Below are 22,061 nucleotides of genomic sequence, written 5' to 3' on the forward strand. Positions count from 1 at the left end.
TCAGCCTTCCGGGCAGGAGCACTGACCTTTGGGAGTGGCGGCTGCAGCCTGCAGCGTGAGACACTCAAGGCACGCCAATTTGGCCCCGGGCTACCAAGCTTTTTTGTGAACCTCATATGCAAAGGCTACGCTGATATTCTTGTAGTGTTTCGCTATGTATTCGGGCACCCACGTGTCAAGCTCGGCAATATTCTTAAACTCGAAGACGCCCCAGTTCGGGTCGAAGAATACTGGTTTGCCGTTTTTCCATGCGAGGCCGAGGGCATGGCCGGATCCCCTCCGTCCACGAATCGCCATATAGGCTGAGGAGCGACCCTTAACAAAAAAATCGATGATATCGGAAACCGCATTGTCTCCATATGCGGTGATCTCATCTGTAGTCATTAATCCCCTTCTGTATAGCAATGATTTTGATGACACTCGCCCCCTGTATGTTTCTAAGTATTCCTTTTGCAAGCTCACGAGAAAATCACCAAACTTATCCGGTATAGCTGGGTAGGCCTCATTCGCGGTATGTAGGAAATGGGCGACAAATGCAGCACATACGCCAGATGTTTCTTTATTTGTATTATTTATTATATATTTTTGATCTTGAAGAGAATATGTTTTAACGGTTATTTTTGGGTTTACTTTATTGAAAGTTTCAACGCCAGCGTTTATTATATCCTCAGGAAATTCTGTTCGCATCGATTTAGGGAAAATCATTTTTACCAAGTAATTTACTGGAGGAAATTCAGGGGAGGGGCTTTCTGCGGTAGCAGGGGAGAGGGTTTCAGCGGCAAGACGCGTACCGTAGGACTGGCCGGTCCGTGGGTCCGCCAGCGTATAGAAGCGCTCTCCCTCCTTGTTGTAACGCTCCTTGAGGAAAACGATTTCGTCCCCGTCGTTGCGGCCGAGCATCAACTCGATCTTGTCGAGAGCTGCGCCTTGAGGGGTGATGTCGATGGTCTCTATCCCCTTCGCATCCTCCCTCACCCTTACGCCGGATGCGAGCGCCTGTTCGCCGTCGAGCCCGATTTCGACGAGGCGGGTGCGGCTGGCGGCCTCCTCCAGCGCATTGGCCAATTCCGGAAGCGTGGCTTTGAGCTGCTCGGCCACGCGGGCGATGTCCTTCGCGCCGGCGACCGTGATATGGGAGGCAAGGCTGGGCGTCGGGATGGGCAAAGCGCTTTCGATACCCGCCACGGTGGTTTTGAGTAGCTGCTTGCCGAACGCGTGGCCGAAGGGCTCGGCGCCGTGGAGGGCGGCCGAAAGGCCGACGCTCAGGCCGTCCTCGAGCGCGCTCGCCACGAAGGTGGATATGCCGGTGGAGACCACGCGGGCGCCCGCCTTTACGGCCTGGATGCCTTCGCCCACGAAGGGAATGAAGGAGAGGATGTCGAAGAGACCGTTCCCAATCGCGTCCGCCACATCTCCCTTCTGGATGGCCACGATCGTGGCACGGAAGGGAACGAGATTGAGAAGAAAGTTGCTGATCGCTTCATTTTCGGTCTCGCCGCGCAAATGATCGCGAGACTTCTCGATCTCCGATTTGTAGAAGTCGGTAAGCGCGCCCTTGATCTCCGCCGCCGTCCCGCCGGCTATCTCCTCTTTGCGGTATTCGTAATCATTACCGTCGTACTTGCCATTGCCTTCGTGCTGTTCGGCCGGCAGGTCAGCATCGAAGAGATTGTAGCGATTGGTTTCCTCCCAGTTCTCGAGGGATGTGCCGGCAGGAATTTCCTGCAGGCCCTTGCCGGGCTCCGCAAGCGATAGGAAGAATTGTCGATCGGTGGCCGAGTCGGCGAAGGTCACGGTAATCCAAATCGCCATGTCGCTCGGTATGGTCTGTATATCTGCGTTTGTAAGACCTCCCCAGTCGAGGTGCCATTTCGATATGACGAGGAGGGGCCGTGAAATCGCAATCGTGGCGCCCTCTAGGTTCAGCCCGTGCTGTTTCGCATAAAGCGCCAGCGACTGGTCGATGAGGGTGGCCATGGCCTCTGAAACGCTGTCCCTGCTCTTCTCGAACACCTCATCGAATGCCGCGGCCGGATCCGGCAGGTCGGAGGGAGGAGTGAAGTCGAGAATGTTGTAGAGATCCCCGTGCTGGAAATAGGCTTCCGCGAGGGTCGGCTGCTGGACAACCTGACCGAGGTTCCCAAGGTAGTCGACCACTTGGTCCGGGTTGAGGCCATGGTTCCGTAGGATTTGTCTGACGATGTCCTTGCGGGAAGAGACCGCGTCCCGGCCGAGAGTTTCCAGCGCCTCGGCAATCGCGAGCTCCTCCTTGAAGACGTCGTGGGCGACGTCGGCGAGCGTCTTCTTCAGGTCGGCCTGGTTCTCCTCGGTTAAGCTTGCTCCGTCGATCTCGCCCCTGGCCCGGGCGATCAGGATGAGCAGTTCGGTCGCCCGGTAGGAAGCGGCTGCTGCAGTTTCGTCCTGCTTCGCTTCGCCGTCTCCCGTCTCGCCCCCTTGCGCCGCCGACTGTGCTTCCTCCCCATCCGCCGCCGGAGCGACGGACGTGGCTGCCCGGCCGAGCGCCACAAGCTCGTCCGTCGTCAACGCCGCCGGATCGAGGCCCGCGTCCTCCGCATAGTCCATGCCGATCCACAGCTGCGCCCACTCAAGACTGCCGTAGAGGATCGTCTCCGGCGGCTCGGGCAGGGAAAGTGTCGGGTCGCCGATCAGGACGGGCACCAGCGCGTCGGCCAGCGGTGCGGCCCAATCGAGCTTCTCTTGGAGCGCGCCGCTGATCCTGTCCCTGGCCGCCTTCGCCGCGTCGGCGATCGTCATGGCGCCGGCTCCGTGCAGCACAGTGCCGTCGGAGGTCACCTCATGCCCGTCGGCGGCCCGCGTGCCGAGCTCTGTCGCCCAATCCACTTCGTCGGTCAGGGCCAGCAACAGCTGTGCGCGAAGATATTCCGTCTGGGCGGGCGAAACGTTGGTCTCGCCCTCCCCGCCGCCATAAAGGCCCGCCGCCTCGGCCAGCCGGCGCGACAACGCGTCGTCCTCCGGGCCGGGGAACGTGCCCATATGCGAGAGCACCTCGTCCAGGCTCGCTTGCGCATCGCCCATCTCCTCGCGCCCATGGGACAGGAACGCCTCGCGCAGCGTTCCGCCGAGTTTCGCATCGGCCTCGTAAGGAGCCCCGAATACATCCGCATCGGTCTTGTCTACCGCCGCCCCGCTCTGTGCGTCGACGAGATTGTCGTGGTCAGGATCCAGGCGGTCCAGGGCATCGTCCGATAACGAATCCTCCGCGGAGAGACCGGTCTCGGGGTGTGTATCTTCCACCGTTTGCGGCTGAGTGCCACCGTATGCAATCTCAGGTATGTAAGTAAAATAGTCGGGATCAAGGGAAAGAGTTATATTTGTAATAAGCATTAAATATTCCTAAAATGAAATAGTTTTAAATGATTTTAAAGAATTATCTCAGGTTTCGTCAATAAAAATTATAATATACTTATACGAGGTACATAATGTGAGGTAATATAATTCAACTGCGCATGCGCCCGAAGAATTCCTTGAGCAGCGCTGCCGCCTCCCGCTCACCCATCCCCTCGTAGACCTCCGGCGCGTGATGGCAGGTGGGCTGCGCAAAAAAGCGGCCGCCATGCACCACGCCGCCGCCCTTCTCGTCGCCTGCGGCGAAGTAGAGCCGGCGGATGCGGGCGAACGAGATGGCGCCGGCGCACATGGCGCACGGTTCCAGCGTCACATAAAGGTCCGCCCCGACGAGGCGCTCGGAGCCTTCCGCCCGGCAGGCCTCGCGGATGGCCAGTAATTCAGCATGCGCGGTAGGATCGGCGCGCTCCCGCGTGCGGTTCCCCGCCCGTGCGAGCACCTTGCCGCCGCGGGCCACCACCGCGCCCACGGGCACCTCGCCGCGCGCCGCGGCCGCCCGCGCCTCTTCAAGCGCGACGTCCATGAAAGCAGGATAGTTGTTCGTCCGCTGCCGGTTCAATCTTTTCGCTCGCAAGCGCGTGGGCGAATTGATACCTAGCGATCCTGAAGGACGAAGGCCACCATGAAGAACATGAAGACATCCAAAACCGGCGCCAAACCGGCGGGCGGAGCCCGGAAGGAACAGGTCCGGGAGCCTGCGGGCGCCGGCGAGCGCATCGCCAAGCGCCTGGCGCGCGTGGGCATTGCCTCGCGCCGCGACGCCGAGGCGATGATCGCGGCGGGAAGGGTGAAGGTCAACGGCCGGCCGCTCGACACGCCGGCCTTCAACGTACGGCCTTCCGACCGCATCGAGGTCGACGGCGCGCCCATCCCCGAGGTCGAGCGCACGCGGCTTTTCCTGCTGCACAAGCCCGCCGGCCTCGTCACCACCAGTCGCGACCCGGAGGGGCGCAAGACGGTTTTCGACATCCTGCCGAAGGGCTTGCCGCGGCTGATCACCGTCGGCCGCCTCGACATCAACACCGAGGGGCTTTTGCTTCTGACGAACGACGGCGGTCTTGCCCGCGTTCTCGAACTGCCCTCCACCGGCTGGCTGCGCCGCTACCGCGTGCGCGTGCACGGCCACGTCGACCCGCTGGCGCTGGCGGAGCTGGAGAAGGGCACTGCCGTCGACGGCGTCTTCTACGGCGCTATCGAGGCCACGCTTGACCGCAAGCAGGGCTCCAATGCCTGGCTGACGCTCGGCCTGCGCGAGGGCAAGAACCGCGAGGTGAAGAACGTCCTCGGCGCGCTGGGGCTCGACGTCACGCGCCTGATCCGCGTCTCCTATGGCCCCTTCCAGCTTGGCGCCCTGCCGGAGGGCGCGGTGCAGGAGATCAAGGGCCGCACGCTGCGCGACCAACTCGGCGAGCGGCTGATCGAGGAAGCCGGCGCCAATTTCGACGCGCCGATCGTCCGGCCCTTCGCCAACAAGCCGGCGCTTGCGGCAAAGCCGGCTGCTGCCGAGACGCCACGCCGGCCCTCCGAGCGCCCGCGCGACAAGGCCGAGCGCCCGCGCGACAAGGAGGAAGGACGCCGGGCGCCGGTGAACCGCAAGAAAAGCCGTGAAGACAAGCGCGAGGAGATGCGCGGACGGCTGCAGACGAAGCCGCCGTCGCGCGCCCACAAAAGCGATCCTCAGAAGCGGTCCGGCAAGGATGACCGCAAGGCAGGCCCCGGCAAAGAAGGCCCCGGCAGGGAAGCCCGCCCGATCGAGCGACGCTCGCGGGCTGCAAACGTGTGGATGGCGCCGGGCGCGCGGCCAATGGGCCCGAAGAAGGCCGAAGAGGTCGCCGAGCGCAAGGAGGAGGCGAAGAAGCCCGGTCGAGGTGCCGGCCGCAGGCAGCCTTCCGACAAGCGCCAGCCGACGCGCGGCAAGAGGCGGTAGGGCGGAGCGGTGCGTGTCGTCGGGGGAAGACTGCGCGGAAGGCGGCTTGCCTCGCCGCGTTCCGACATGATCCGCCCCACCACCGACCGCGCCCGCGAGGCGCTCTTCAACATTCTGGAGCATGCCTATCCCGGCAGCCTCGACGGTGCACGGGTGCTTGATCTCTTCTCCGGCAGCGGAGCGCTCGGTATCGAAGCGCTGTCGCGCGGCGCCGCCTACTGCCTTTTCGTGGAGCAGGATGCAGCCGCCCGTGCCTTGGTGCGCGAGAATGTGGAAAGTCTCGGCCTTGCCGGCGTAACACGCATCTTCCGCCGTGACGCCACGCGTCTCGGCCCCGTCGGCACCATGCAGCCTTTCCGCCTCATCTTCGCCGACCCGCCCTATGGCAAGGGCCTTGGAGAGAAGGCCGTCGCCTCGGCGCTCGAAGGTGGATGGCTGGCCGCCGATGCCTTGATCGTGGTCGAGGAAGCGGCGGCCACACCCTTCCATCCGCCGGCGGGCATCCTCGTCCATGAGCGGCGCACCTACACCTCCACGTCGCTCGCCCTTTGCGGCCTGATCTGAGTTTCGCCTTTTTCTCACGTCATCGGTGTGATTGCCCGGCGATTATCGGGAGCGATTAAGGGTTTGATTTATGAGATATTATCTGATTGCCGCCTGCACCTGCATGGCGGCGTTACGTGTTGCGGCCGTGCCATTCGTTGTCACATGGCTGATGTTCGCCCCTGCGGCATCGGCCGAAGCCGCCGCAGCGGGAGCCGCCGAGGCGGCGACCTTCGTGCTGGATAACGGCATGCAGGTGGTCGTCGTACCGCAGAGGCGCGTTCCGGTGGTCGTGCAGATGGTCTGGTACAAAGTGGGCTCAGCCGACGAGCCGCCCGGCCAGTCCGGTATTGCCCATCTCTTCGAGCACCTCATGTTCAAGGCCACCAGCAATCACGCAGCCGGTGAGTTGGACGAGGCCGTCACCGCATCGGGCGGAAACCACAACGCGTTTACCTCCTTCGACTACACCGCGTATTACCAGCAGGTCCCGACGGGCGCGCTGGGCGAGATGATGGCCTTCGAGGCCGATCGCATGCGCAACCTGATCCTGAGCGACGAGGCCCTCGAAACGGAACGGCAGGTCGTTCTGGAGGAGCGCCTGGGCAGCGTCGAGAACCGGCCCGAGAGTCTGCTGTCCGAATCGGTCTATGCGACGCTGTTCCAGAACCACCCCTATGGAAGAGACATCATCGGCTGGCGGCACGAGATCGATGCGATAACACGTCAACAGCTCGTCGACTTCTACAATCGGTACTACACGCCCAACAATGCGATCCTTGTCGTGGTGGGCGACGTCGACGCGCGGGACGTGCGGCGGCTGGCCAGGGAAACCTACGGCAAAATCCCACGCGGCCCCGAACTGCCGCCACGTGTCCGCCCCATGGAGCCGGAGCCGGCGACACTGCGCAGCGTCAAGATCAGCGATCCGCGCGTGAGCCTGCCCAGCTTCTCGCGAGTCTGGCTCGCGCCGTCACGTTTCTCCGAGGACGGCAAGGCGGCGGATGCCTTGAGGGTGCTGAGCAATATCCTCGGCGGTGGCAAGCGGAGCAGGCTCTATCGCGAACTCGTCGTCAACAAGCGTATCGCCTCGGGTGTGTTCGCCTATCTCAACACCCGCATGCGCGATTATTCCCTTCTCAATGTCGAGGCTACTCCGCTGACGGCGGACAAGCTTGACGAGGTCGAGCGTGCGGTCACGGCCGAAATGGAGAAGATCGCCGCCGATGGCGTCTCCGAGGATGAGCTGCGCACGACCAAGAAAGTGCTGGCGAGCGCACTGATCTTCGCCGATCAGAGCCAGATATCCCGTGCCTTGGAATTCGGCCAGACGCTGGCGATTGGCGGCACTGTCGACGATGTCGCCAGGGCACGCGAGCGCATCGAAGCGGTCACGGCGGACGAGATCCGTGATGCGGCGAAGAAGTACTTCGACCCCCGACGAAGCGTTGCCGGCTACCTCCTGCCCGAAGAGGGGGACAAGAAATGAGAAAGCTGATTGCGATGACCCATTCATTTGCCTTCCGGAAGGCCTTCACCTGTTTTGCCTTTGCCGTGGCGGGTGCGGCGTTCTTTTGGGCAGCCCTGCCTGCTCGAGCCGATCTCGACATCGTGGAGGTAACCTCGCCGAAAGGCATCAAGGCCTGGCTCGTCGAGGATCAAGCGGATCCGATGGTCTCCATCTCCTTCGCCTTTTCCGGCGGTAGCCTTCAGGACCCGAAGGGCAAGGAAGGCTTGTCACACCTGATGGCCTCCATGCTCATCGAGGGGGCGGGAGATCTGGACGCCGATGCATTCCAGCAGCGGCTCTACGAGACAGGTGCCCAACTGTCCTTCGGAGCCGGAACGGAAGAATTCTCCGGCAGCATCGGCATGCTCGCCGATGACACGGAAAAGCCGCTGGAGCTTCTCTCCCTGGCATTGTCGTCGCCCCGCTTCGACGAAAAATCCCTGGAGAGGGTGCGTTCAGTAGCCGTCTCGGGCATCGAGCAGACAAGCAAGGATCCGGACCGGCGTGGCGGAGAGGCCTTGAGCGCCGCTCTCTATGGCGACCATCCGCTCGGCCGGCACGCCACTGTCGAAACGGTGAACTCTATCGAGCGAGGGGATCTTGTCGACCTGCACAGAAGGACCCTTGCCCGCTCCGATCTTACCATCGGTGTCGTCGGAGCTATCGACCCGCAGACGCTGGGCGAGGTTCTGGACGCAGTCTTCGGCAAACTGCCTGCCGTCGACAAAGTCGCGGAAATTCCACCGCCGGCTGTAAAATATGGTGGCAAGGTGTTCGAGCGTGCCGCTCAGCCCCAGTCTTCGATCGTCATGGTCTTTCCCGGTGTTTCGAGGAAAAGCGAAGACTATTATCCAGCTTCGCTCGCTGCATATATTCTCGGCGGAGGCATGGCCGGACGGCTCTCCCAGGAACTGCGCGAGAAATCCGGCCTGACCTACGGTGCCTATGCCGGTCTCGAGTCGAACCACGGTTGGGGTGATTTGTCGGCTGTCGCCACGACCAGGGCGGAGCGTGCGAAAGAGTCATTGCAGATGGCGCGGCAGGTCATCGGCCGTTTCGCAGAGGACGGGCCCACGCGGGAGGAACTCGAACGGGCGAAGAAGTACACCATCGGCTCCTTTGCCGTCGATAACCTGGCCACCACCAGCTCGATCGCGGCCACGCTTGTCGGGTTGCAGCAGGACGATCTGGGGATGGACTATCCTGACCGCATGAAGGAGCTCTTCGGCGCCGTCACACTCGAAGAGGTGAAGGAAATCTCCAGACGCTTGCTCGCTGTTGAGCCGACGGTCCTGATCGTCGGGCCGGACAAGGGCTGAATACTGGAGGCCCGCCCTTAAACGTGGTACCCGCAGCCATGAGGCAACACCGGCAGGTCGTGTCCAATGGCTGATCGCACCGAAGCGGACGTAGGCCTGGCGCGCAAGAAGCGTCAGGCCGGCACCACCACTTTCGCCATCGCCTTCGGCGGCGGCGGCGCGCGCGGGCTTGCCCATATCCATGCCATCGAGGCGCTCGATGAACTGGGTATCAGGCCGACGGCGATCTCCGGCTCCTCTATCGGCGCCATCATCGGTGCCGGCATGGCCGCCGGCATGAGGGGGAGGGATATCCACGCCTATGCCGCCGCGGTGCTTGCCACCCGTGCCGAAGTGGTCGCCCGCGTCTGGCGCGCCCGTCCGGCAAGCCTTTCGGAAATGGTCGAGGGCGGCCTGCGGCTTGGCCAGTTCAACGCCGAGCGCATCCTGAAGGCGTTTCTCCCGCCGCAAATTCCCTCGACCTTCGAGAGGCTCGAGATACCGCTCCATGTGACGGCGACCGACTATTACGGTCATCGTCTCGCCGTCTTCAATAGTGGCGACCTGCGCTCTGCGCTCGCCGCTTCGGCCGCCCTTCCCGCCGTCTTCCGCCCGGTCCAGCGCGACGGCATGACGCTGATCGACGGCGGCATCTACAATCCGGTTCCTTTCGATCTCCTGGAGGGTCTCGCTGACGTGGTGATCGCTGTCGATGTGGTCGGCGCGCCGACGGTCCGCTCCGCAAAGACGCCGAGCACCATGGAGATGATGTTCGGCGCCACCCAGCTCATGATGCAGTCGATCATCGCCATGAAGATGCAGAAGAAGCGCCCCGACATCCTCCTGCGTCCGGCCGTCGAGCGCTTCCGCGTGCTCGACTTCCTGAAGGTCGGTGCCATCATGGCGGAGACCGCCTCCATCAAGGAGGAGTTGAAGCGGGCGGTGGAGGCGGTGTTGAAGAGGGAGAATAGTGAGTAGTGAGTAGTTAAAGAAAATATACATAGAGATATATATTTATTTTATCACCACTACTCACTACTCACTACTCACTATTCACCGCCTGATCCAGCCGCTGTGCCTCCCGTGAAGGCTTGATCAGCGGTTCCGGCGTCACCGGCCGCACGTGCATCCGGTCGAGGCCCGCCATGACGCCTTCGACGGCTTGTATCGCCAGCCGCTCCTCGTCGCGCTTGCGCACGTCGTCGGTGATCGCCCTTGCCGTGTCTTCGGCCGTTCCCAGCGCTTCCAGCGACTTCTGCCCGAACAGAAGGGCGGATTCGAAGGTCTCGCGGATTTCATACTCGATGTCGCGCGCCCTGAGCGACAGCGTGTGCGTCCGGTCGTAGGAGCGCACATAGAGCTTCACATGCGGGAACTCCGAACGGATCATATCGACAATGGCGTCCGTCACCGCGGGTATGTTGGTGCACACGGCCACCACCTTGGCGCGGCGGATGCCGGCTGCCTCCAGCACCTCCTTGCGCCGGCCGTCACCGAAATAGATGCGGAAGCCGAATTTCTCCACCGCGCGCACGCGAGTGGCGGAATGGTCGATGATGGTCACGTCGCAGCCGCCGGCCAGAAGGATTTGCGCGGCGATCTGGCCGAAACGGGAAAAGCCGATCATCAGCACGTCCGCGCCTGCCCCGTCGAAGCTCTCGTCCATCTCGTCCGGCGCCTCACGGTCGAGCAGCAACGTGCCGAGCGCAACGGAAACCGGCGTCATTGCCATGGAGAGCGTGACCACCGCCGTCAGAAGCGACGCGGTGGCAAGCGAAAAGATCAGCGCCCCCGAAGCCGCGGTGAACAGCACGAAACCGAACTCGCCGCCCTGCGGCAGAAGGGTGGCGATGCGCACGGCGTCGTTGTGGATGTTACCGAAGACCCGGCACAGGCCGTAGACGAGCACCGCCTTGGCAAGCATCAACGCCGGCACGGCGAGGAGCACGAGATACCAGTTGTCGATCACCACGCCGAGGTCGAGCGAAAGCCCGATGGCCATGAAGAACAGGCCGAGGAGTATGCCACGGAAGGGCTCGATATCGGCTTCCAGCTCGTGCCGGAAGGAGGAATCGGCCAGAAGAACGCCAGCGATGAAGGCGCCGAGCGCCATGGAGAGCCCGGCGACCTGCATGAGCGTCGCCGACCCCAGAACGACGAGGAGGGCTGTGGCCAGCATCGCCTCGCGCGCCCCCGTGCTGGCGATGAGGCGGAAGAGCGGGTTGATCAGATAGCGCCCGGCGATCACCAAGGCGGCGATACTTGCCAGTGCCAGCAGGAAGCCGCTGCCGCTGATCGCCTCCGCTCCCTCGCCGCCCGGTGATAAGAGCGGCACAAGCGCCAGCAGCGGCGCGATGGCCATGTCCTGGAACAGGAGAATCGAGAAGGCGGTTTGGCCGTATCGCTGGTTGAGCGTGCCCTGCGTCTCCATCGTCTGCACGGCAAAGGCGGTGGAGGAAAGGGCAAGGCCGAAGCCGACGATCACCGCCGCGGCGAGGGAAAGGCCGAGCGCTGCCGCGGCGATCAGCGCCAGCACCGGCCCCGTCACCAGCACCTGCGCCAGGCCCAGCCCGAAGATATCGCGCCGCATGGCCCACAGCCGCGACGGATTGAGCTCCAGCCCGATGATGAACAAGAGGAAGACGACGCCGAGCTCGGCCACGTGTAAGAGCTCCTCGCCGTCGGCGATCAGCCGTGCCACCGGGCCTATCGCCACGCCGGCAGCCAGATACCCCAGAATTGTGCCGAGCCCGATGCGTTTGAACAGTGGGGCGGCGATCACTGCGCCGGCCAAAAGCAGCAGCGGTTCGTAGTAGATGCCATCGACGGATGCTTCCATCCCTTCCTCTTACTCCGTGTCTCTCCTGGCTTGCGCGGTAAGCACGCCATTGCGTTGTCGCGTCCGCGACCATAAATGGTTGCGACAGCCGTGTCTTGCCGACTTTCCTCCGCAGCGCCTGGAGGAGCGGCTTCTCCAACGAACCGACGACGGGCCCCTCATGAGCACAGCATCCGACAAAACCCTTCTCGATCGCGTCGCCTCCCTGGTCGATGCGGCCAAGCGCGCCGGCGCCGACGCTGCCGACGCCGTCGTCGTGCGCTCCCGGTCGAGCGGCGTCTCCGTGCGTCTCGGCAAGGTGGAGGGCACCGAAGCGGCCGAAAGCGATGATATGTCGCTGCGCGTCTTCGTCGGCCGCCGTGTGGCCAGCGTCTCGGCCACCGCCGCCTCCGATCCCGCCGCTCTTGCCGAGCGCGCCGTTGCCATGGCGCGGGTCTCGCCCGAAGACCCGTATCAGGGACTGGCCGACCCGGAGCGGCTTGCCCACGAGATCGCCGACCTCGATCTGATCGACGATACGGAAGTCTCCGCCGAGCGCCTGAAGGAGGATGCGCTGGCCGCGGAAGAAGCCGCCCTTGCCGTTCCCGGCGTCACCAACTCCTCCGGTGCCGGGGCGAGCGCCGGCTCTGGCGGGCTGGTGCTTGCAACCTCGCATGGCTTCGTCGGGCAATATTCGGCAACGCGCTTCTCCCGCTCGGTCAGCGTGATTGCCGGCGAGGGCACGGGCATGGAACGTGACTATGACTATTCTTCGCGGCTCCATTTCGCCGACCTCGACACGCCCGAGAAGATCGGCCGCACCGCGGGCGAGCGGGCGGTGAAAAGGCTGAACGCCCGAAAGGTCAAGACCGGCGTCTTCCCGGTGGTCTATGACCCGCGCGTGGCGCGCGGCATGGCCGGCCACATTGCCGCCGCCATCAACGGTGCCTCGGTGGCACGCAAGACCAGCTTCCTGCGCGATATGATGGAAAGGAAGGTTGCCTCGGCCGGCATCACCGTTACCGACAACCCGCGGGTAAAACGCGGCCAGTCCTCGCGCCCCTTCGACGGTGAAGGCGTGGCGGGCGCGCCGCTGGTGCCGGTGGAAGAGGGTATCCTGAAAGCCTGGCTTCTATCCACCTCCGTCGCCCGCGAACTCGGGCTTGAGACCAACGGGCGCGGTGTGCGCGCCGCCTCCTCGGTCAATCCCGCCTCCACCAACTTCGCCATCGAGCCGGGCGAGACGCCGCCGGAGGATCTGATCGGGTCCGTGAAGAGTGGTTTCTACGTTACGGAAGTATTCGGCCACGGCGTCGATCTCGTCACCGGCGAGTATAGCCGGGGTGCGGCCGGCTTCTGGATCGACAACGGCGCCATCGCCTACCCTGTCTCCGAGATCACCATCGCCTCCAATCTCAAGGACATGTTCATGCGCATGGCGGCGGCAAGCGACATCGACCGCAACTTCGGCACCGCCGCTCCCACCCTGCTCATCGACGGGATGACCATCGCCGGTGAGTGAGGATATCGGCCATAACCTTCAGGAAGAACTGTCGCTGATCGCACAGGCCGCCGACGAGGCCGGCCGTATCGCCATGCGTTACTTCCGCCGCGACCCGGATGTCTGGTGGAAGGAGGGGCAGTCGCCGGTGAGCGAGGCCGATCTGGAGGTCGATCGCTTCCTGCGCCGCATCCTGACCGAGGCGCGGCCGGCCTATGGCTGGCTCTCGGAAGAGACCGTGGATGACGAGGAGCGCCTCGGCGCCAGGCGAACCTTCGTCGTCGATCCCATCGATGGAACGCGTGCCTTTCTCGGCGGGCGCGACATCTGGTGCGTGAGCATCGCCGTGGTCGAGGACGGCCGGGCGATTGCCGGCGTTCTCGACTGCCCGGCGCGCGGTGAGCGCTTCACCGCCGCGCGTGGCGCCGGCGCGTGGCGCAACGGCCAGCCCATTGCCGTCAGGCAGGCGCGGCCGGAACTCGTATTGGCAGGCCCGAAGGCGATGATGAAAGACCTGCCGCCGGACATCCATGCCCGCGTTGCGCCGCATCCTTACGTCCCCTCGCTCGCCTACCGCGTCGCCATGGTGGCCGAAGGAAGGCTCGACGCCACCTTCATCAAGCCGTCCTCCCACGACTGGGATCTGGCGGCCGCCGACGTGATCCTCGGCGAGGCCGGCGGCAGCATCGTCGACGGCGCCCGCCGGCGGCCGCGCTATGCCGGGCCAAACCCGCGCCTTGGGGCGCTGGCCGCCGGCAGCGGCCTGCTTCTCGACGTAATGGCCGGTGCACTCCTGGCATGACCCCCAATGGATGGTACCCACATGCAAGGATCGCATCACTAGCCGACATTCGGGCGTGACCGGCGGCCTGGCCTGCGCTATGCGGGGTTGCCTGCCGTTGCGAATGGATTCAAAAAGACCTGGATCGATTTGCGGCTGCAGGGTTTTCACGGGTTCGGCGTTTTGCCAGGCGCCGCCACAAAATTTTCCAGAACGGATACGATGAGTGCCATGGCGGAGAAAGACGGAAAAAAGCAGCTTCTTCATCTTGTCTTCGGCGGCGAGCTGGAGTCCCTGTCGGGAACACGGTTCCGCGATCTCGATGACCTGGATATCGTCGGCATCTACGGGGACTACAAATCGGCCGAGGCGGCATGGCGGGCGAAGGCCCAGGAAACCGTGGATAATGCCCATATGCGCTATTTCATCGTCCACCTGCATCGCCTCCTCGATCCGGACGCTGCCAAAGCGGACCGTGGTTGAGGCGATGGACGACGAGGCAATGGCGCCTTCGCTTGAGGTTAAACCGGGGCGGCGCGGCAATGCGCGGCCGGCGAAGACGCTTTGGCGGCGCATCCGCAAGCCGCTGACCCGCTCGCGCTTCCTCAAGCACGCCATCGCATCGTTCATGGCCATGGCGGTCCGCTTCGTCGCGCGCACGAACCGGCGTGTCGAGGGCTCGCACGATGTGGAGAAGATTATCGGCGCGCATTCACCGGCCATCGCCGCCCTGTGGCACGGCCAGCACCTTCTGGCTCCCGCCATCAACGTGCGCCGGCACCGCCTGGTGGCGCTGTTCTCGCGCAGCGCCGACGCGGAGCTCAATGCGCTTGTAGCGGAAAAGCTGGGCTTGGACGTTGTGCGCGGCTCTGGCGGGCGCGGCGGCGCGCACAATGCCAGGAAAGGGGGGGCGGCTGCCCTGATCCAACTCAAGCGCACGATTGACGCCGGCTGCAATGTGGCCATGATCGCCGATATCCCACACGGCACGCCGCGCCAGGCGGGGATGGGGATCGTCACGCTCGCCCGCCTTTCCGGAAGGCCGATCGTGCCGGTGGCGATTGCCACAAGCCGCCGCAAGGTGCTGGAGGGCACATGGGACAAGACGACGATCAACCTTCCCTTCGGTCGCCGCGCCGTCGTCTTCGGCGAGCCGATCTTTGTCTCTGCGGACGCGGATGACGGCGAGATGGAGAAGAAGCGCCGCCAGGTGACGCAAGCGCTTAACCACGCCACCCGCGACGCCTATTCTCTCGTTGATGGCAAGTAATGAGCGAACGCTGGGCGCGCGCCATCCTCACAACATACCGCTGGGCCGGTGCCGCGGCCTATCCGCTCGTCGGCGGCTATATCGCCTGGCGCGTCAGCAAGGGTAAGGAAGACCGGACCCGCCGGCACGAGCGCTATGGCCGGCCGAGCCAGATGCGGCCTCCCGGCCCGCTGGTCTGGGTGCATGCGGCCAGCGTGGGCGAAACGGTGGCCGTTGTCGGTCTCATCGAGCATTTCCTGGCGAGCGGCATCAATATCGTGCTGACGACGGGCACCGTGACATCGGCCAGCGTGGCGGCCGAGCGGTTGGGCGACCGGGTCATCCATCAATATGTGCCGCTCGACCTGAAGCCCGCCGTCAGCCGCTTTCTCAATCACTGGTCACCCGATCTTGCCATCATGGCCGAATCGGAGATCTGGCCGATCACCATTCTCGAGCTCGGTGCCCGCCGCGTGCCCCAGGTGCTGGTGAACGGGCGCATGTCGGACCGCTCCTTCGAAAGGTGGCGCAAGCGTCCCTTTCTCTCGGAGGCGCTGCTGGAGAACATTGCCCATGTCATCGCCCAATCGGAGGTCGATGGGGAGCGCTTCCGCAAGCTGGGCGCCAGGCCCGTCACCGTCTCCGGCAACCTGAAGGTGGACACCGCGTTGCCACCCGCCGATAGCAAGGCGCTGGCCCGGCTGAAGGCCGCCATCGGCACCCGCAAGGTCTGGGCCGCCGTCTCCACCCATGAGGGCGAAGAAAAGATTGCCGCAGAAGTTCACCGGATGCTGCGCAGACGCCACCCGGATATTCTGACCGTCATCGTGCCGCGCCATCCCGACCGTGCGGCCGCGCTCAAGGCCTCGTTTGCCGCCGACGGCCTCAACGTCGTCTGCCGCAGCGGCGGCGAGCCGATAGGCGCGCGAACGGATATATTCCTCGGCGACACGATCGGCGAGATGGGGCTTTACCTGCAGCTGACGGAGATCGCCTTTGTCGGACGCTCGCTCACGGGGGAGGGCGGGCAGAACCCGCTCGAGCCCGCCATGCTGGGTACGGCGGTGCTTTCCGGCCTGAACGTGCAGAATTTCCGCGACGCCTACCGCCGGCTGATCGACTGCGGCGGCGCCCGGCTGGTGCGCGACAAGCAGATGCTGGCTGGCGCCGTGAACTTCCTCATCAACAACGACGACATGCGCCGTTCCATGATCGCCGCCGGCCAAACGGCGGTCGAGGAGATGTCGGGTGCCCTGTCGCGCACGCTGATCGCGCTTGAGCCCTTCATCCACCCTCTCATCGTCAAGAGCCGTTTGCAAAGCGGCAACGGCAGGGCGGCCTGAAGATGGCCGCGCCCGGCGAAGCACCGCCCTTCTGGTGGGAACCGCCCGACTGGCGCGCCTGGGCCCTGTGGCCGCTCTCCGCGCTCTACGGTGCCGTCGCCGGCACCCGGATGGCCAACGCCCGACGCGAGAAAGTGCCGGCCGCCGTCTTGTGCGTGGGCAACCTCACCGTCGGCGGCCAGGGTAAGACGCCGGTCGCCATCGCGCTCGCCAAGCAGGCCAAGCGCCAGGGGTTGAAACCCGGCTTCCTGTCGCGCGGCCATGGCGGAAGCCTGTCGCAGCCGCATTTCGTGGACGCGAAGGCCGATGCCGCCCGCCTGGTGGGCGACGAGCCGCTGCTTCTGGCCCGCCACGCGCCGACCGTTGTCACGCCCGATCGCGCGGCCGGCGCGCGCCATCTCATCGAGGAGGGGTGCGATTTCATCGTCATGGACGACGGCTTCCAGAGCGCACGCATCCACATGGATTATGCGCTCATCGTCGTCGACGCCGGGCGCGGCATCGGCAACGGCCACGTCATCCCCGGCGGCCCGTTGCGCGCGCCCGTGGTAGGCCAGATGCGCCACGCCGACGGCGTTGCCGTCATGGGCGAGGGCGGGGCGGCCGAAAGCGTCGTGCGCGCCGCGGCCCGCGCCGGCAAGCCGGTTTTCGCCGCCAGCCTGAAGCCGAGCGGCGGGCACGGGCTTGTGGGTGCGCGCGTTCTCGCCTTCGCCGGTATCGGCAACCCGGACAAATTCTACGACACGCTGCAAAGGGCAGGCGCCGAGCTCGCCGCTACCCGCTCCTTTCCCGATCATTACCCTTTCGGGGAGGAGGAGGTTGCAGAACTGTCCAGCCAGGCGAAGGCAGGCGGCCTGCAACTCGTCACCACGGAGAAGGATCTGGTGCGGCTCAACCACGGCCCGAAGCCAGTCCAGGATTTCGCCGCCTCGGTACGCTCGCTGCCGGTCGAAGCCGTGTTCGAGGCTGCCGAGATGCCGGTCAGGATCATCCGCGACACGATGAGCGCCTGGCGCGAGCGTATGGTGACGGGTTAGCGATCCGGTTCAGGCAGAAGCGCGCACGTTCCGGCCCTTCCGCCTCACCCCCGCCGCCTCAACTCCGGGTTCATCTCCAGTTCCCGCACCAGCGAGGTCTCGGCGTTGAGATAGGCTTCCTGGCGCGCCACGCTCCAGTATTTAAGCTCTTCGAGCGGGATCGCCTCGCCGGTCACCGCGCAGCGAACGAAGGCGCCGGGCGTGAGCACCTGGAAGTCGCCGTCCAGATAGCGAATACGCGCTTCCCTGCTGCCGGGGCCTTCGAAACGGTTCATGACGCGACGAGCCTTTCCATGAGGGTCTTGCGCCACAAATTGGCGCCGAGGTCAAGCGGTGTGATAGCTTCGCTCCGCTTCGCAACGACGTCTTGAGGAGGAGCGATGAGCACAGCCTATACAATCGCCACCGTGCCGGTCGAAGGCGGCGGCCGGATCGGCGTGTCTCCGCTGCCCGGCCGCGTCGGCGGTCTGTTGGCGGATATCGCAGTGATCGCCCGATGGAACCCGGAGATCGTGGTCTCCATGACCGTTGCGGAGGAAATGGACCGGTACGGCGCCGGCGATCTGGGATTGGCACTTGCCGATGCCTCCATAGACTGGTTCCACCTTCCCATCAGCGACTATGGCGGCCCGTCCGGCGCTGCCGAGAAAGCCTGGCCGCCGCTTTCCGCCCGCCTGCACGGCATTCTCGACAAGGGCGGCGGGGTGCTCCTCCACTGCCACGGCGGGCGTGGCCGCTCCGGGATGATTGCGCTCCGCCTCCTTGTCGAACGCGGGGAGCCGATGGACGAGGCGCTCACCCGCCTGCGCGCCGTACGGCCCGGCGCGGTGGAAGCGCCTGCTCAGTTCGCCTGGGCCGCGCGGGGAGCGGCCGAAGACTGACGTCTCACCGCCGCCCGAACAGTCGCTCGATATCGGCAAGCTTCAGTTCGATATAGGTCGGCCGTCCATGATTGCAGGTGCCGGACCCGGGGGTGGCCTCCATCTGCCTTAGAAGCGCATTCATCTCCTCCGGCTTGAGCCGCCGGCCGGAGCGCACCGAGCCGTGGCAGGCCATGGTGGCGGCGATGCGGTCGATGCGGTCCTTCAGCGCCTCGGCGGTGTCGTTCTCGGCAATCTCGTCGGCCAGGTCTCGCACCAGTGCGGCTGCGTCGATCTCGCCCAGCATGGCCGGCGTCTCGCGCACGGCCACCGCTCCCGGCCCGAAGCGCTCCAGCCCGAGACCCAGCCGGGCGAGGAAGCCGGCATGCGCGGAAAGCCGCTCTGCATCATCCTCGGTCAGGTCGACGATTTCCGGCATCAGGAGCATCTGCGAGGGCAGGGCGCGCGCATGGATCGCTTCTTTCAGCGCCTCGTAGACCAGCCGCTCATGTGCGGCGTGCTGGTCTACGATGACCAGCGAATCCTCCGTCTGCGCGACGATGTAGTTCTCGTGCACCTGCGCGCGCGCCGCCCCGAGGGGATGGCGGGCAAACTGTGCCGGTGCCTCGTCCGCCGCCCGCGCATCGGCGCTGACGCCCGCGCCCACGTCGAAGACCGCTTGCTCGGCTTCGCCGAAACCTTGCGGCGATGGTGCTGCCGTTGCGGGTTCGAGCGGCCGGCTCGGCGAGGTCGCAGCGCTCCAGCCGCCCGTATAGTGGCTGCCGGAATACCGCGCCCCGTTTCCGGGTGCCTGCGGTGCTCGAAACGCCTCGAGCATGGCTGCCGCCCCGCTGGTCGAGGCGCGCATGCCGGCTCCCTCCAGCGCCTGCCGGATGGCACCGATGATCAGCCCGCGCACCAGCCCCGGATCGCGGAAGCGCACGTCCGCCTTCGCCGGATGCACGTTGACGTCGACAAGTGCGGGATCGAGCGAGAGGAAAAGCGCCGTCACCGCGTGCCGGTCGCGCGGCAGAACGTCCATATAGGCGCCGCGTATGGCGCCGGCGATCAGCTTGTCGCGCACCGGCCGCCCGTTGACATAGGCGAACTGATGAAGCGCGTTGCCGCGGGTGAAGGAAGGGATCGAGGCATAGCCGGTCAGGCCCACGCCCTCGCGCTCCGCGTCGATCGCCAGTGCGTTCTCCGAAAACGCCTTGCCCAGCACCTGGCCCATGCGCCTCAATAGACCGTCGCCGTCGGCGGGCACCGCGGCAAGCTCCAGCGTCGTCCTGTCGCTGCCCGAAAGCGTGAAGCGCACGGCGGGAAAGGCAAGCGCCACGCGCTTCACCACATCCGTGATCGCCGCCGTCTCCGCCCGCTCGCTCTTCATGAATTTGAGCCGCGCCGGCGTGGCGAAGAAGAGGTCCCGCACCTCCACGGTCGTACCCGGGTTGGCCGCGACGGGCCTCACATGCCCCACGCGCCCGCCGTCCACCGTCGCTTCCGCCCCGGCGTCGGCGCCGGCCGTGCGCGAGCGCAGGCTGAGGCGGGCCACCGAGCCGATGGAGGGCAGCGCTTCGCCGCGGAAGCCCAGCGAGCGGATGTCGTGGATATCGTCGGAAAGTTTCGAGGTGCAGTGGCGCGAGACGGCCAGCGGCAGTTCGTCGGTGGGAATGCCGCCGCCATCGTCGATGACGCGGATAAGGCTAAGGCCCCCACCGGCCGTCGCCACTTCGACGCGCTTCGCTCCCGCGTCCAGCGCGTTTTCAACCAGCTCCTTCACCACGCTCGCCGGCCGCTCGATCACCTCGCCGGCGGCAATCTGGTTGATGACGGTCTCGGAGAGGGGGCGTATGGGCATGCCGGTCTTATAGCGGGATTCGGGGAGGGCGTGGAAGGTGGAGCGGTGGAGATGCACTGAATGGAATTGCGCGAAGGGCGCTGGTCCTTCTGCCGGATGCGTTACCCCCGCCCCCGATAGGGCGCCACCCCCGTCTCCGGCAGCCAGGCGCCTTCCGGCGGCACCCCCGTCTGCCAGAACACGTCGATGGGAATGCCGCCGCGCGGATACCAGTAGCCGCCGATCCGCAGCCACAGGGGCTTCGCCGCTTCCACGAAGCGCCGCCCGATCATCACCGTGCATTCCTCATGGAAGGCGCCGTGGTTGCGGAACGACGTCAGGAACAGTTTCAGCGACTTCGATTCGACCAGGAACCTGTCCGGCGCGTAGTCGATGACGATGTGCGCGAAGTCCGGCTGGCCCGTCACCGGGCACAGCGAGGTGAATTCGGGGCAGGTGAAACGCACGATCGCCGGCGGCCCCTCGCCCTGTTCGAAAGGTACGGTCTCCAGAACGGCGGCCTCCGGCGAGGCAGGCGTTTCCGCCTTTCCGCCCAGTTGGGTTAGCCTATGTGTATCGGTCACGGGATAGTCCTCTTTCTGCAGCTGGATGGCGGCTTATAAGGCCCTGGCCCATCCGGGAAAACGTGTCGGCACTATATACGGCAAAGGGGCTTTTGTGGCCGCTGTCGATGGACCATTTGACCGCGGCGGCGGGAAAGGCCAAAAGTCCGGCAACGACAGACGTCAGGAAAACGATGACCATGCAAGAAAGCCCCGCCACCTCCCCCTTCACATGGGATGATCCCTTCCTCCTGGATGACCAGCTCTCCGACGAGGAGCGGATGATCCGCGACGCGGCGGCCGCGTTCGCCGCCGACAAGCTCGCCCCCCGCATCGAGCACGCCTACATGAACGAGGAGACGGACCCGGAGATCTTCCGCGAGATGGGCGCGGCGGGACTGCTTGGCATCACCATCCCCGACGAATATGGCGGCGCAGGTGCAGGCTACGTCTCCTACGGCCTCGTTGCCCGCGAGGTGGAGCGCGTGGATTCAGGCTACCGCTCCATGATGAGCGTGCAGTCCTCCCTCGTCATGTATCCGATCCATGCCTACGGCTCCGAGGAGCAGCGGCAAAAATACCTGCCGAAGCTCGCCTCGGGCGAATTCATCGGCTGCTTCGGCCTCACCGAGCCGGACGCCGGTTCCGACCCCGGCGGCATGAAGACGCGGGCGGAGAAGATCGACGGCGGCTACCGGCTCGTCGGCTCCAAGATGTGGATTTCCAATTCCCCCATAGCCGACGTCTTTGTCGTCTGGGCCAAATCCGCCGCCCACGACAACCAGATCCGCGGTTTCGTTCTGGAGAAGGGCATGAAGGGGCTCTCGGCGCCGAAGATCGGCGGCAAGCTCTCCTTGCGCGCCTCCATCACCGGCGAGATCGTCATGGACGGCGTCGAGGTCCCCGAAGACGCGCTGCTTCCGGGCGTCTCCGGCCTCAAGGGCCCCTTCGGGTGCCTGAACCGCGCCCGCTACGGCATCTCCTGGGGCGCCATGGGGGCGGCCGAGGACTGCTGGCACCGCGCCCGCCGCTACGGGCTGGAGCGCACCCAGTTCGGCAAGCCGCTCGCGCAGACCCAACTCTTCCAGAAGAAGCTCGCCGACATGCAGACGGAGATTGCCCTCGGGCTTCAGGCGTCCTTGCGCGTCGGCCGCCTCTTCGACGAAGGAAGGATGGCCCCGGAGATGATCTCCCTCGTCAAGCGCAACAATTGCGGCAAGGCGCTGGAGATCGCGCGGACGGCCCGCGATATGCACGGCGGCAACGGCATCCAGATCGAATACCACGTCATGCGCCACGCGCAGAACCTGGAGACGGTCAACACCTACGAGGGCACGCACGACGTGCACGCGCTGATCCTCGGAAGGGCGCAGACCGGGCTACAGGCGTTTTTCTGACCGGACC

General features: G+C 65.0%; 19 protein-coding genes. 13 read left to right on the plus strand and 6 right to left on the minus strand.

Features of this window, described 5'->3' with window-relative positions; all coding sequences use genetic code 11:
- Window positions 1-90 precede the first annotated feature (90 nt).
- Both GPJ75_RS05710 and GPJ75_RS05715 read right to left on the minus strand, forming a co-directional pair.
- The gene (locus GPJ75_RS05710) at window positions 91-3,366 is read right to left on the minus strand and encodes a YopT-type cysteine protease domain-containing protein (protein WP_163266024.1); all 3,276 of its coding nucleotides are present in this window, start codon (window positions 3,364-3,366) and stop codon (window positions 91-93) included.
- 112 nt (window positions 3,367-3,478) lie between these two features.
- Window positions 3,479-3,910: a nucleoside deaminase gene (locus tag GPJ75_RS05715; protein ID WP_163266615.1), complete on the minus strand. Its 432-nt coding sequence runs from the start codon at window positions 3,908-3,910 to the stop codon at window positions 3,479-3,481.
- A gap of 99 nt (window positions 3,911-4,009) precedes the next feature.
- Between GPJ75_RS05715 and GPJ75_RS05720 the strand changes: the two genes are divergently transcribed.
- The 5 genes from GPJ75_RS05720 to GPJ75_RS05740 all read left to right on the plus strand — a co-directional run bounded on the left by GPJ75_RS05720 (window position 4,010) and on the right by GPJ75_RS05740 (window position 9,643).
- Window positions 4,010-5,314, plus strand: a complete 1,305-nt coding sequence (locus GPJ75_RS05720; protein WP_163266026.1) for a pseudouridine synthase — start codon at window positions 4,010-4,012, stop codon at window positions 5,312-5,314.
- Between the two features lie 9 nt (window positions 5,315-5,323).
- Window positions 5,324-5,878 (plus strand): 16S rRNA (guanine(966)-N(2))-methyltransferase RsmD, encoded by a 555-nt coding sequence (gene rsmD / locus GPJ75_RS05725; protein ID WP_163266028.1) that lies wholly within the window; start codon window positions 5,324-5,326, stop codon window positions 5,876-5,878.
- Between the two features lie 70 nt (window positions 5,879-5,948).
- A complete protein-coding gene (locus GPJ75_RS05730; RefSeq protein WP_246248926.1) occupies window positions 5,949-7,346 on the plus strand; it encodes a M16 family metallopeptidase in 1,398 nt (465 codons plus the stop codon).
- On the plus strand, window positions 7,343-8,686 hold the full coding sequence (locus GPJ75_RS05735; RefSeq protein ID WP_163266030.1) for a M16 family metallopeptidase: 1,344 nt from the start codon (window positions 7,343-7,345) through the stop codon (window positions 8,684-8,686). The genes GPJ75_RS05730 and GPJ75_RS05735 overlap by 4 nt, the downstream gene beginning before the upstream one ends.
- 66 nt (window positions 8,687-8,752) lie before the next feature.
- A complete protein-coding gene (locus GPJ75_RS05740) occupies window positions 8,753-9,643 on the plus strand; it encodes a patatin-like phospholipase family protein (protein ID WP_163266032.1) in 891 nt (296 codons plus the stop codon).
- Between the two features lie 64 nt (window positions 9,644-9,707).
- Here GPJ75_RS05740 and GPJ75_RS05745 read toward each other — a convergent pair whose 3' ends face one another.
- Window positions 9,708-11,504, minus strand: a complete 1,797-nt coding sequence (locus tag GPJ75_RS05745; protein ID WP_163266034.1) for a monovalent cation:proton antiporter-2 (CPA2) family protein — start codon at window positions 11,502-11,504, stop codon at window positions 9,708-9,710.
- Between the two features lie 160 nt (window positions 11,505-11,664).
- Between GPJ75_RS05745 and GPJ75_RS05750 the strand changes: the two genes are divergently transcribed.
- The 6 genes from GPJ75_RS05750 to lpxK all read left to right on the plus strand — a co-directional run bounded on the left by GPJ75_RS05750 (window position 11,665) and on the right by lpxK (window position 17,394).
- Window positions 11,665-13,005 carry a TldD/PmbA family protein gene (locus GPJ75_RS05750; RefSeq protein ID WP_163266036.1) on the plus strand — a complete coding sequence of 447 codons (1,341 nt, stop codon included), beginning with the start codon at window positions 11,665-11,667 and terminating at the stop codon, window positions 13,003-13,005.
- Window positions 12,998-13,786, plus strand: a complete 789-nt coding sequence (locus tag GPJ75_RS05755) for a 3'(2'),5'-bisphosphate nucleotidase CysQ (RefSeq protein ID WP_163266038.1) — start codon at window positions 12,998-13,000, stop codon at window positions 13,784-13,786. Before GPJ75_RS05750 ends, GPJ75_RS05755 begins: the two co-directional genes overlap by 8 nt.
- A gap of 210 nt (window positions 13,787-13,996) precedes the next feature.
- Window positions 13,997-14,248, plus strand: coding sequence for a DUF4170 domain-containing protein (locus tag GPJ75_RS05760; RefSeq protein ID WP_163266040.1), 252 nt, complete (start codon window positions 13,997-13,999; stop codon window positions 14,246-14,248).
- A 4-nt stretch (window positions 14,249-14,252) separates the two neighbouring features.
- Window positions 14,253-15,035 (plus strand): lysophospholipid acyltransferase family protein, encoded by a 783-nt coding sequence (locus GPJ75_RS05765; protein WP_163266042.1) that lies wholly within the window; start codon window positions 14,253-14,255, stop codon window positions 15,033-15,035.
- On the plus strand, window positions 15,035-16,357 hold the full coding sequence (waaA, locus tag GPJ75_RS05770; protein ID WP_163266044.1) for a lipid IV(A) 3-deoxy-D-manno-octulosonic acid transferase: 1,323 nt from the start codon (window positions 15,035-15,037) through the stop codon (window positions 16,355-16,357). The genes GPJ75_RS05765 and waaA overlap by 1 nt, the downstream gene beginning before the upstream one ends.
- Before the next feature lie 2 nt (window positions 16,358-16,359).
- Entirely contained in the window at window positions 16,360-17,394 is a 1,035-nt protein-coding gene (lpxK, locus tag GPJ75_RS05775) for a tetraacyldisaccharide 4'-kinase (RefSeq protein ID WP_163266046.1), read from the plus strand.
- A gap of 44 nt (window positions 17,395-17,438) precedes the next feature.
- Here the strand turns inward: lpxK and GPJ75_RS05780 are convergent, their stop codons facing one another.
- Entirely contained in the window at window positions 17,439-17,669 is a 231-nt protein-coding gene (locus GPJ75_RS05780) for a DUF2093 domain-containing protein (protein WP_163266049.1), read from the minus strand.
- A 105-nt stretch (window positions 17,670-17,774) separates the two neighbouring features.
- Between GPJ75_RS05780 and GPJ75_RS05785 the strand changes: the two genes are divergently transcribed.
- On the plus strand, window positions 17,775-18,275 hold the full coding sequence (locus tag GPJ75_RS05785) for a phosphatase domain-containing putative toxin (protein ID WP_163266051.1): 501 nt from the start codon (window positions 17,775-17,777) through the stop codon (window positions 18,273-18,275).
- Between the two features lie 4 nt (window positions 18,276-18,279).
- Here GPJ75_RS05785 and mutL read toward each other — a convergent pair whose 3' ends face one another.
- Window positions 18,280-20,115, minus strand: a complete 1,836-nt coding sequence (gene mutL / locus GPJ75_RS05790) for a DNA mismatch repair endonuclease MutL (RefSeq protein ID WP_163266054.1) — start codon at window positions 20,113-20,115, stop codon at window positions 18,280-18,282.
- A 101-nt stretch (window positions 20,116-20,216) separates the two neighbouring features.
- Window positions 20,217-20,678 carry a preQ(1) synthase gene (gene queF, locus GPJ75_RS05795; protein WP_163266056.1) on the minus strand — a complete coding sequence of 154 codons (462 nt, stop codon included), beginning with the start codon at window positions 20,676-20,678 and terminating at the stop codon, window positions 20,217-20,219.
- A gap of 179 nt (window positions 20,679-20,857) precedes the next feature.
- Here queF and GPJ75_RS05800 point away from each other — a divergent pair, with 179 nt between their 5' ends.
- Window positions 20,858-22,054: an acyl-CoA dehydrogenase gene (locus GPJ75_RS05800; protein WP_163266619.1), complete on the plus strand. Its 1,197-nt coding sequence runs from the start codon at window positions 20,858-20,860 to the stop codon at window positions 22,052-22,054.
- Window positions 22,055-22,061 lie beyond the last annotated feature (7 nt).

This window comes from Chelativorans alearensis, assembly GCF_010993735.1.
In the GTDB taxonomy this organism is placed as follows: Bacteria; Pseudomonadota; Alphaproteobacteria; order Rhizobiales; family Rhizobiaceae; genus Chelativorans; species Chelativorans alearense.